We start from the raw sequence: 9,809 nt of genomic DNA, 5'->3' as shown, positions 1-9,809 counted from the left end.
CCCTCGCCCACCACCGCACCCGCCAAGGCCACCCCACCACCAGCCTCGCCTGGGGCTACTGGGAGCAAACCACCGACCTCACCGGCCACCTCACCACCCACCAGCAGAGCCGCACAGGCACCCCCCTCACCACCGACCATGCACTCCACCTGCTCGACACCGCCCTGGCCACGCCGCAACCCCACCACCTCTGCACCCCCCTCAACCCGAGCACCCTGCGCACCGCACCGCACCTCCCCCCGCTCCTCCGTGACCTCGTCCACCGCTCCGCCCGGCGCACCGCCGCGGCCTCGGCGCCGGGTGTGCCCCGCGGCACCGCACTGGCCGAACAGCTCGCGGCGCTGCCCGAGCCGGAGCAGCGGCACAGGGTCGTCCTGGACGTGGTTCGCAGCAACGTCGCCGCAGTCCTCGGCCACGGCACCGCCGACACCATCGACCCCCACCGCCCCTTCAAGGAGCTCGGCTTCGACTCCCTCACCGCCGTGCAGCTCCGCAACCAACTCGCCGCTGCCACGGCACTACGCCTCCCCGCCACCCTGATCTTCGATCACCCCACCCCCGACGCGATGGCCGGCCGGATCCTGTCGGACCTGATGCCGGAGGCGGTCAGCCCGTCGCGGCGGGTGATGGCCGATCTGGACGCGCTGGAGCTGGAGTTGAAGCAGCTCGCGGCGGACGAGGCGGAGCGCTCGCGGATCACGCTGCGGCTGCAGACGTTGCTGTCGAACTGGAACGACGCGCGACCGGCCCCGGCCGAGGACGTGAGCAACAAGATCCAGGAGTCGTCCACGGAGGAGATCTTCGACTTCATCGACCGGCAGCTCGGTCGTACGGACGGCGGGGAGGCACCTTCGACGCCCGGTCAGTGAAAGACCGGTGAAAGGAGAACCGCCCGCCGTGGTCACGGCGGGCGGTTCCCTTCTGGGTCTGTTCGTTCCGTACCAGGCTGTCGAAGCCGCGCCGCCGTCCGCCGATCGACTCGTTCATGAAGCCGAGCCGGGTCGCCCCGCGCGACCTACTCGGCGGGCCGGTGTCTGGGCCAGGGCGCCCGGGCCTACCTCGCCGCCCGCAGCACCGCCGCCTCCGCGTCCTTCAGCGGCGCAGCCGTCAGCGGGGGCCGGGAAGGCTGGCGCAGCGCCGCCAGGAACTCCGGCGTCTCCAGGCTGCCCAGCGGTGCGGTGAGCGTGGTGACCGCGGTGAGGGCGTCGCAGACGCGCTCGTTGACCAGGGAGGCGCTGGTGACCATGTCGGCGAACCCCTGCCGCTGCGCGGCCTGGGTGGTCAGTCGGGGGTCGCTGACCGAGGCCCTGTTGTCCGGGTAGCAGAGGTCCTGTGAGGCAGAGAGCAGCCACGGCGCGTCGGCGACGGCGGCGATGGCCTTCTGCGCCGTGCCGGCCAGGCCCGGCTTCAGCCCGCCCGCGCTGCTCAGGCAGGTCTCCAGGGCGCGGGCGGACTGGGCGGCGACGCTCATGCCGTGGCCGTGGATGGGGTTGAGGGAGACGACGCAGTCGCCGAGCGCGACGAGACCTTCGGGGCGGTCGGCGAGGCGGTCGAGGTGCATGCGGCGGTTGAGGGTGCTGCGGGTCGTACGCACCGGAGTCAGCGGCTCCGCGGCCTCGATCAGGTCGGCGATGATCGGGTCGCGCAGGCCGCGGGCGAACGCGGCGAAGCGCTCGTCGTCGGCTGTCGGCTCACCGCCGCGGGTGCCGGAGAGGGTGATGATCCAGCGGCCGTCCTCGATCGGCAGGAGCAGGCCGTTGCGGCCGGGCATGCCGGTGCGGTGGTCGGCGTAGACGCTGACGACCGGGAAGGGCAGGGGGGTGCCTGCGGGGGCGCGGAAGACGCGGGTGGCGTAGGTGAGTCCGGTGTCGACGCTCTCCTCGGCGGCGGGCGGCAGGCCGAGGTCGGTGAGCCAGTGCCGCAGCCGGGAGCCGCGGCCGGTGGCGTCGACGACGATGTCGGCGGTCAGCTCGCGGGTGGCACCGTCGGAGGTGCGTACGCGTACGCCGGTGACACGGTTGCGGTCGCCGAGCAGCCCGTGTGCCTCGGTCCTCGTCAGCACCTCGGTGTCCGGGTGGTCCAGCGCGGCCTCGCGGACCGTCTGGTCGAGGAGGGGGCGGCTGCAGGTGAGCGCGTAGTGGGAGCCGGGGAAGCGGTGCTGCCAGCCGTAGGCGCTGTAGAGGACCATGTCCTCCTTGACACCGATGCGGCGGGCGCCGGCGGCGCGGAGCCGGTCCAGGGTGCCGGGGAGCAGTGCCTCGACGGCTTCGGCACCGCCGGACCAGAGAATGTGCGCGTGCCGGCCCTGCGGGACGCCCTTGCGGGGCTCGGGCCGGTCCGGGTAGGTGTCGCGTTCGACTACGGTGACGTGGTCGACGTGGTCACGCAGTGCCCGTGCGGCGAGCACGCCGGCGAGGCCGCCTCCGAGTACGACTCCGTGCACTCGGGTGTTCGGGCCACGGGTTGCTTCCGCCATGTGCTGTTCCGCCCTTTCCGCATGGTCCGGTCCGGGCGGTTGCCGTATGCCGCCCGGCTCACCATGCGGGCTCGGGCTTGGGGGCGACTTGCCGGTTTCTAAAGCCTTTTCCGGCTACGAATGCGACCGTGAATGGCCTTACGCTACGGCCGGTTCAACGGATCCGAGTTTCCGGAAGGATGCCCTCATGCGGGATTCCTCCATGCAGGTCGAGACGGAGAGCGAGCGGTGCGTGGCGTCTGGCATGTGCACACTCCTGGCGCCGGGGGTCTTCGACCAGGATGAGGTGACAGGTGAGGTCGTGGTGCTGGAGAGGCACCCCGCCCAGGAACAGTGGAACACGGTGGAGGAGGCGGTGCGCTCCTGCCCGGCCCAGGCCCTCCGGTTCGAGACGTCGGCCGAGCCCGCCGAGGCGCCTTAAGCACGCCCAAGTCCGCCTTAAGGCCGTGCCCCGAGGGTGGACGGAAAGGCGTGGACCGGCAGTGCCGGACCGCGGCTTCGCATGCGGAGGAAGGAAGAACGCGTCATGTCGGACACGCTGTCCACGCCGCCCCGGCGGCTGCCGACCGAGCGCCCGCGCCCGCTGGATCCGCCGGAAGAGCTGGGCCGGCTGCGTGCCGAGGAGCCGGTCAGCCCGCTGCTGTATCCGGACGGGCACGTGGGCTGGCTGGTGACGAGTCATGCAGCGGCCCGGAAGGTGCTCAGCGACCAGCGGTTCAGCGCCCGGGGCGACATCAAGAAGGTGCCGTTCGAGCTGCCCTCCGGCGGCCGGCCCTGGGAGCAGGTGCCGCCCGGCTTCTTCATGCACATGGACCCGCCGGACCACACCCGCTACCGGCGGCTGCTCACCGGCCAGTTCACGGTGCGGCGGATGAAGGCGCTGGAGCCGCGGCTCGAGCAGATCACCGAGGAGCACCTGGACGAGATGGAGCGGCAGGGGCCGCCCGTCGACCTGGTGCCGGCGTTTGCGCTGCCGATCCCGTCGCTGGCCATCTGCGAGCTGCTGGGCGTTCCGTACGGAGAGCGCAAGCGTTTCCAGGACCACTCGACGACCGTGATGCGCATCGGTTCGTCCGGCGAGGAGGTGGCGGCGGCCTTCGCCGCGATCTACGGGCTCATCCACGAGCTGGTGCTGCTCAAGCACAAGGAGCCCGAGGACGATCTGCTGAGCGGTCTGATCGCCACCGGCGAGCTGAACGACGCGGAGCTGACCGGCATCGGGATGCTGCTGCTGATGGCGGGGCACGAGACGACGGCCAGCATGCTGTCGCTCGGCACGTACGCGCTGCTGCGCCACCCCGGCGAGGTCAAGCGGCTGCGGGAGGACCCGAAGCTGTTCGGCAACGCCGTCGAGGAGCTCATGCGGTACCTGACGATCGCCCAGTTCGGCGTTCCGCGCACGGCGCTTGAGGACGTCGAGCTGGAGGGCAAGCTCATCAAGGCGGGCGACGGCGTCACCGTCTCCCTGGCGGCGGCCAACCGCGACCCGGGGCGCTTCGAGGACGCGGACAGCTTCGACGTCGGCCGCTCCACCTCCGGGCACATGGCGTTCAGCTACGGCATCCACCAGTGCCTGGGCCAGCAGTTGGCGCGGGTGGAGATGCGGATCGCCTACTCGGCGCTCTTCCGCCGGTTCCCCGAGCTGCGGCTGGCGGTCGACGTGGAGGACGTGCCGCTGCGCTCGGAGGCCACGATGTACGCCGCGAGCTCGCTCCCGGTGGCCTGGTGATCACGTGCTCGTTCTGAACCCGGAGCAGGATCTGCGGGTCGCCGGCCTCGGCACGGCGTCCCCCGGCCCGCCGATCGACAACGCGACGCTGGGCCGCCGCATGGGCCTGGGCCCGATGTGGGAGCAGTGGGCGGAAGCGTTCGTCGGCACGAAGTACCGCCACCTCGCGGTGGATCTGGAGACGGGTGAGCCGCGGTTCTCGCTCGCCGACCTCGGCGAGACCGCCGGCCGGCGGGCACTGGCCGCGGCCGGCCTGGAGCCGTCGGGCGTCGACGTGATCGTGATGGGCACGGCGATGCCCGACATGCTGATGCCGACGACGGTCAACGTCGTCGCGGACCGGCTGGGCATCGACCAGGTGCCGACGTACCAGTTGCAGTCCGGGTGCTCGGGCGCGGTGCAGGCGCTGTCGGTGGCGGCAGGACTGCTGCTGTCCGGCAGCCACCGCACGGCGCTGGTGCTCGGCGGCGACGTGTCGGCGAAGCTCGTCGACCCGGACATGGACGCCGCCGCGCTGCCGCCCGCGCAGTTGGTGAACCTCATGCTGTTCGGAGACGGCGCCGGCGCGCTGGTGCTGACCTCGCAGCCGTCGCCGGGGCCCGCCCTGCGGGCGGTGTTCACCAAGCTGGTGGGTCTGGGCCGCCAGCCGGGGCAGACGCTCGACTGGTACGGCGCGAGCCGCCGGTTCGACGGCCCGCCGGTGAGCGAGGACTACAAGGCGATCGAGGCGGCGGTGCCGGAGATGGCCGCCGAGTCGGCCGAGGAGCTGCTGGACGGGCTGGGCTGGAAGCCGGACGAGCTGGCGTACGTGCTGCCGCCGCAGCTTTCGGGGCGGATGACGGCGCTGATCCGGGAGCGGATGGGCGCGCCGGAGGCGCAGGAGGTCTCCTGCGTCGACGAGACCGGCAACAACGGCAACGCGCTGGTGTTCTTCCAACTGGCGCGGCTGCTGCCGAAGCTCGCCGCGGGCGACCGGGCCCTCGGCGTCGCCATCGAGTCGAGCAAGTGGATCAAGTCGGGCTTCGCGCTGGAGGCGACCGCCTGACGACGTCGCCGATGGTCCGTACGGGCGCCGCGCGCCGCTGTTCACGCAGCGGCGCGCGGTGGCTGCGTCGTGGCTGTGCCGTAGAGGCGTACGGCGTGCCCGGCGCGGAGGTGCGCCCGGGTGCCCGCCGGGCCCCGGCCCGCCATGGCCGCCCCCTTCGCTCCGCACGGCCGCTTTAGACGCCTCCAAGGCCCCGTCAAGCTCCGCTGGCGAGCCTGATGACGGTCCGCCCGCGCCCCCTACCGTCGCGCCGTCCGGCGGTCCGCCGCGATGGTCCACCAGGAGGTGTGAGTTTCCGTGTCCGCTGCCCCCGCTCCCCCGCCGTCCGCTCCGGATCCCGTTGCGGAGCTGCACCGGTCCGGCGGCCTGGTCGCGGCGTACCCGAGACTCCCCGGACTGCTGCACGGCCTCGGCGAGGACGCGCGGCAGCGCGCGGGGCGGCTGCTGTCCCGCCTCTCCCCCGACGAGGTGCTCGCGGCCCATCCCGGCGTCCCGACCGTGTCCGTAGCGGTCACCGGGCACGGCACGGTCGCCGGCATCGTGCCCCCGCTCACCATGGAGCTGGCCCGGCACGGCATGCTGCTGCGCCCCCACGTCGCGGACTACAGCGGCTGGCTGTTCGACCTCGCCGACCCCGCGAGCGAGGTCTACGCCGCCGGCACCGACGTCGTGGTGTGCCTGCTGGCCGCCGGGATCGTCCTGGACGAGGTCCCGCGCCCGTGGCGGCCCGAGGACGTCGAGCGGGTGCTTGCCGAGAAGGTGCACCTCCTCGGCAAGCTCGCCGCCACCCACGGCTCCTCCGGCTCCGGCACCCTGGTCTACACCACGATGCCGCTGCCCCGGGAGTTCGCCGCCCAGCTCGTGGACCACCGCTCCCGCGCCCGGCTCGGTGCCGTCTGGCGCGAGGGCAACGCCCGGCTGCTCGGGCTGATGGACGACCATCCGGGCCTCGTCGTCCTCGACCTCGACCCGCTGCTCACCGGCCCGGCCGCCCTGGCCGAGGCCCGCCTTGAGACGTACACCGGCACGCCCTTCGCCGCCGACCTGACCGCCGCCGTCGCGCGCGAGGTCGCGCACCTCGCGCGCGGCCGGTCCGGGCGGGCGAAGAAGGTGCTCGCGGTCGACCTGGACAACACGCTGTGGGGCGGTGTGCTCGGCGACGACGGCCCGGAGGGCATCGAGGTCGCCGACGGCCGCACGGGGCGGGCGTTCCAGCGCATGCAGCGGGTGGTCAAGCAGCTCGCCTCGCGCGGGGTCCTTGTGGCCGCCGTCAGCAAGAACGACGTGGAGCCCGTACGGGAGGTGCTGCGCGAGCATCCCGAGATGACCCTGCGGGAGGACGATTTCGTCCGGGTGGTCGCCAACTGGGCGCCCAAGCACGACAACCTGCGGGCGCTCGCCGAGGACCTCAACGTCGGCCTCGACTCGTTCGTCTTCGCCGACGACAGCCCCTACGAGTGCGGCCTGGTGACCCGCGAGCTGCCCGAGGTCACCGTGCTCCACCTCGACGGCGACCCGGCGCTGCACGCCGAGCGGCTGCTCGCCGACGGCTGGTTCGGCGTACGCGACCTCACCGAGGACGACGTCCGCCGCCCCGAGCGCTACCGCGAGGAGCTCGTCCGCAAGGACTTCCTCGACTCCTTCTCGTCGCTCGACGACTACCTGCGCGAGCTGGACGTACGGGTCGAGCTGACCGCCGCCGCAGAGGCCGACGTGCCGCGCGTGGCCCAGCTCACCCAGCGCACCAACCAGTTCAACCTGACCACCCGGCGGCTCCAGCAGGACGAGGTAGCCACCCTGGCGGGCTCGCCGGGGAGCCTGGTCCTGGCCATCCGCTCGGGCGACCGCTTCGGCGACAACGGCCTGGTCGGTGCCGTGTTCGTACGGACGGACGGACCGGTGTGGCACATCGACAACTTCCTGCTGAGCTGCCGGGTCTTCGCCCGCGGCATCGAGCAGGGCTGCCTCGCCGCGCTGCTGGAGCACGCCCGGGCCGAGGGGGCCGAGGCCGTCGCGGCACGGTACGTCCGGTCGCCGAAGAACGGCAAGGTCAGGGACTTCTATTCACGGAACGGCTTCGACGCCCACGGGCTCACCGAGGACGGGACCGCCGACTTCCGTCACGATCTGCGGCAGATCGACGCGGTTCCCGGCCACCTCGCCCTGACCGTGCGCTGGGAGCGGGAGGGAACACGATGAACGACGTCACCGAACTCAAGGAGTTCGCGCTCGTCCACGCCAAGGCGCTGCAACTGCCCGCCGAGCGGTACGAGAAGGTGCTGGACGCCATCACCAACGACGAGGACGGCGCCCCCGGCTCGTGGACGGCGGAGTGGTCCACGGCGGCCGGGGAGTTCGAGGACGCGGGGCAGTTGCTCCCGGCCTTCCTCTGCTACACCATGGCCCGCTTCCCCGTCGTCGACGGCCCGGCGCGGCAGGCGGCGTACGAGAAGTGCCGGTCGGTGTTCGACCGCTGGCGCGCCGACCAGCCGGGCATCGAGCGGGTCACGGCGCCGCTCGCCGACGGCGAGGTGGTCGCCTGGGCCGGCGGGCTGTCGGCCGCGGAGCCGAAGCCGGTGCTGGTCGTGGCGGGCGGGATCGTCAGCCTGAAGGAGCAGTGGGCGCCGGTGACGCTCCAGGCGGCGGCGCTGGGCATGGCCATCGTCGTCACCGAGCTGCCCGGCGTGGGCGAGAACACTCTCCCGTACGACCGGGAGAGCTGGCGGATGCTGCCCGCCGTGCTGGACGCGATCGCGGACCGGGCGGACGTCGCCGACACCTACGCCCTCGCGAACAGCTTCGGCGGGCACCTGGCGCTGCGCTGGGCCGGGCATGACGTCCGGCTGCGCGGCATCGTGACGTCGGGGGCGCCGGTGAGCGAGTTCTTCGGCGACGCCGACTGGCTGCGCGGCGTGCCCGGCATCACCCGGCACACGCTGGCCCGGCTGACGGACACGGACGAAGGCGACGACGCGGCACTGCACAAGACGCTCGCCGACTGGGCGCTGACACCCGGGGAACTGAGTGCACTGGAGATCCCCGTCTGCTACTCCGCCAGCCTGCGCGACGAGATCATCCCGGCCGGGGACCCGGCGTTCCTGCGGCAGCACGTGCAGCAGCTCAGCATGAACGAGTTCGACGACGTGCACGGCGCGCCGGCGCACGTGCAGCAGACCGTGGACTGGACGTTCGGGTCACTGCTGGCGATGCGCCAGGGCCTCGCCCCGCGCTGACGCGCCGGCCCCGCCCCCTTCCGTCTCCGGCCCGTCCGCCGGAGCCCCACGACGGCCGCTGCCGTTCCTCCGGTACATCTGGAGGGCCGGCGGCGGCCGTTGCCGTTGCCGTCACTCCTTCGGGGGAGGCGGAGGCCGGGGAGATAACGCAGGCGGCTCAGCCGCTCGGACACCGGCAGCGGATAAGGGCAGGGGAATAACGGGCATTTGCGAGAACTGCGGATGATCAAGACGCGCTACACGGGGGCGTGAATGCTTCCCACACGCCCCTGCGCGGACTGCGCAATACCCCGGACAGCACCTAGGGGGGACTTAGGGGTGAGTAGGGGTTTCGGCACCCCCTACCGTCTTCATAGCCTGCAAAGGCTTCCGCAGCATCGCCGCGTCTCCTACATGCCCCCTGCTTGTAGCGGCTTGCGGAATTGAACAAAGGTGCCATCAAGCCCGAGCAATTCGGGCTGGAAAAATTCATCGGGGGTTGAAAAAGTGCAGTACGAAATACTCGGACCCGTCCGGGTCGTGGACAACCGGGGCAGCAGATTCGTAAGCGCCAAAAAGATGCAGGTGCTCCTCGTCCTGTTACTGATCCGCGCCCGGCAGGTGGTCTCGATAGACGAAGCCATCGCCGAGATCTGGGGGCAGAACCCGCCGCGCCGCGCGACCGCGGGCATCCACGTCTACATCTCCCAGCTCCGTAAGTTCATCGGGGAGCCCGGCAGCCGGAACAACCCGATCCTCACCCGCCCGCCCGGCTACCTGCTCCACCTGGAGGACGACGAGTTCGACGTGGACCGCTTCCAGGAGCTGCTGCACCGGGGGCGGCTGCACCTCAAGGAGGGCCGGCCGGAGCAGGCCGTGACCGCCTTCGAGGAGGGGTTGTCGCTGTGGCGCGGGCCGGTACTCGGGGACCTGTGCGACGGCCCGATCATCGCGGGCTTCGCCACGTGGCTGGAGGAGACCCGGCTGGAGTATCTGGAGTGGCTGATGGAGGCGCAGTTGAGCCTCGGGCTGCACCGTGAGCTGATCGGCCGGCTGTCCGCGCTGACGGCCGAGTATCCGCTGCGGGAGACCTTCTACCGCCAGTTGATGCTGGCCCTGTGCCGCTCGGAGCGGCAGGCGGACGCGCTGCGTACGTACCAGCAGGCAAGGAACCGGCTCAACGAGGAACTCGGCCTGGAGCCCTGCCGGGCACTGCGTGATCTGCAGCAGGCCATCCTCGTCGCCGACGAGCGGCTGGAGCTGCCCGCGGCGGTGTGACCGGCGTCCGATCGCGCAGGACCAAGGGCGGGCGAGGCCACCGGCTTCGCCCGCCCTTTCGGCTTGCCC

The 9,809-nt window shown here is 72.0% G+C and carries 8 protein-coding genes; 7 read left to right on the top strand and 1 reads right to left on the bottom strand.

All coding sequences use genetic code 11. The annotated features are described in order from the left end of the window. The coding region (locus I003_RS31345) for an acyl carrier protein (protein ID WP_486584059.1) at nt 1-869 on the top strand (869 nt) is incomplete at its 5' end. A gap of 185 nt (nt 870-1,054) precedes the next feature. On the opposite strand, the gene I003_RS0102635 is transcribed toward I003_RS31345, so the two are convergent. Then, nucleotides 1,055-2,407 (bottom strand): FAD-dependent monooxygenase, encoded by a 1,353-nt coding sequence (locus I003_RS0102635; protein ID WP_037719897.1) that lies wholly within the window; start codon nt 2,405-2,407, stop codon nt 1,055-1,057. 256 nt (nt 2,408-2,663) lie between these two features. Here I003_RS0102635 and I003_RS0102630 point away from each other — a divergent pair, with 256 nt between their 5' ends. The 6 genes from I003_RS0102630 to I003_RS0102605 all read left to right on the top strand — a co-directional run bounded on the left by I003_RS0102630 (nt 2,664) and on the right by I003_RS0102605 (nt 9,740). Beyond that, entirely contained in the window at nt 2,664-2,897 is a 234-nt protein-coding gene (locus I003_RS0102630) for a ferredoxin (RefSeq protein WP_027770073.1), read from the top strand. Nucleotides 2,898-3,002: 105 nt separating this feature from the next. Next, a complete protein-coding gene (locus tag I003_RS0102625; protein ID WP_027770072.1) occupies nt 3,003-4,205 on the top strand; it encodes a cytochrome P450 in 1,203 nt (400 codons plus the stop codon). Nucleotides 4,206-4,209: 4 nt separating this feature from the next. After that, entirely contained in the window at nt 4,210-5,250 is a 1,041-nt protein-coding gene (locus tag I003_RS0102620; RefSeq protein WP_027770071.1) for a 3-oxoacyl-ACP synthase III family protein, read from the top strand. Between the two features lie 297 nt (nt 5,251-5,547). After that, nucleotides 5,548-7,449 carry an HAD-IIIC family phosphatase gene (locus I003_RS0102615; protein WP_027770070.1) on the top strand — a complete coding sequence of 634 codons (1,902 nt, stop codon included), beginning with the start codon at nt 5,548-5,550 and terminating at the stop codon, nt 7,447-7,449. Further along, nucleotides 7,446-8,483 carry an alpha/beta fold hydrolase gene (locus tag I003_RS0102610; RefSeq protein ID WP_027770069.1) on the top strand — a complete coding sequence of 346 codons (1,038 nt, stop codon included), beginning with the start codon at nt 7,446-7,448 and terminating at the stop codon, nt 8,481-8,483. The genes I003_RS0102615 and I003_RS0102610 overlap by 4 nt, the downstream gene beginning before the upstream one ends. 486 nt (nt 8,484-8,969) lie before the next feature. Continuing rightward, the gene (locus I003_RS0102605; RefSeq protein WP_027770068.1) at nt 8,970-9,740 is read left to right on the top strand and encodes an AfsR/SARP family transcriptional regulator; all 771 of its coding nucleotides are present in this window, start codon (nt 8,970-8,972) and stop codon (nt 9,738-9,740) included. The last annotated feature ends 69 nt before the right edge of the window (nt 9,741-9,809 follow it).

The organism is Streptomyces sp. CNQ329, from assembly GCF_000482585.1.
The sequence above is the reverse complement of the archived record's forward strand: the minus strand, read 5'-3'. Positions and strand labels throughout refer to the sequence as shown.